Annotated in this window: 1 protein-coding gene; it reads left to right on the top strand. The window is 71.3% G+C overall.

Going from position 1 to position 1,005, the window contains the following annotated elements:
* The first annotated feature begins 73 nt into the window (after positions 1 to 73).
* Positions 74 to 571 (top strand): hypothetical protein, encoded by a 498-nt coding sequence (locus CCN42_RS34305; protein ID WP_086741319.1) that lies wholly within the window; start codon positions 74 to 76, stop codon positions 569 to 571.
* Positions 572 to 1,005: the final 434 nt, after the last annotated feature.

Below are 1,005 nucleotides of genomic sequence, written 5' to 3'. Positions count from 1 at the left end.
ACCCCACCGGTGACCGGCCGGTGTCCGCTGCTGGTGACCGGCCGGGACGGAAGAAGGAAGGTGCTCTGTGCGAATGGCCAAAGCGGTGCAGGCGGAACTGGACCGCTTCGACTGGGGACGGTTGCGGTGCGGGTGCGGCGGCAGCGCGGAGCACGTTCCCGACCTGTTCCGGCGCCTGCTGGAGGCCGAGACCCACGACGAACTGCTCGGGGCGGACCTGGAGGGCCACCTCATCGACCGGGGCGGGCTCTTCGAGGCCGCGGTGCCCGGGGTCGGCGTCATCCTCGCCGCACTCGCGGAACCCCTGCCGGACGCCGCACGGGAGTATCTCGTGACGTTCCTCTGGCATCTCGTCGCGGGAGACGCGCACCCGGTGGAGGAGGCGCACGGCCGCACGCACCTGGACCGTGAGTGCCAGCTCCGGGCCCGGGAAGGTCTCGCGCTGATCCTCCGGGAAGCCGTCTCGGGCGAGCGCGAGACGGCGATCGACATCCTGGAACTGGTCGACCTCGACAGCGACCGCGTCGACCACTACCGCCGCTACGCCCGGAAGAGGAAGAGGAGGGAGTGACCGGCAGGGCGCCTGGCAGGCAAGTGGCCTGGCCAGGCGCCCTCTAGCGAGCGTCCGGGAGAATGTGCTGTGCCCGGCCCGGTACGTCAGCGGATTCTCCGCCGAGACGTCGACTGCGCGAGGGAGGCTGGTGATCGCTCCTCCCTTACGCAGTACGAGTGAATGAACCGATGGTTCCGTTCGGGGCCGGTGCCAGGTCTCTACGGTTGCTTGCTGAAGGGACCCCGGGGGTTGCGGCGGAGGCCCTGGGGGCGGGAGACCGGCGGAGAGGCGCACCTGATGTCGGGGTTGGGGAAGGCGCCGAACGCGCTGAGGCTCCGGGCGGGCCGCTGCCGTCGGACCTGGGGGTCGGCCGGCGTGGCATGTCTCGTGGCGACAGCGCTGACGATCGGCGGGGCGTGGGCCGCCGATCGTCAGCGCTGTCGCCACGAGAC

Origin of the sequence: Streptomyces glaucescens, from assembly GCF_002154375.1 — a bacterium.
GTDB lineage: Bacteria > Actinomycetota > Actinomycetes > Streptomycetales > Streptomycetaceae > Streptomyces > Streptomyces glaucescens.
This window is presented reverse-complemented; position numbering and strand designations above follow the sequence as displayed.

Coding starts and splice junctions, on each gene's coding strand:
- CCN42_RS34305 (WP_086741319.1), top strand. CDS start 74: ATGGCCAAAGCGGTGCAGGCGGAACTGGACCGCTTCGACTGGGGACGG.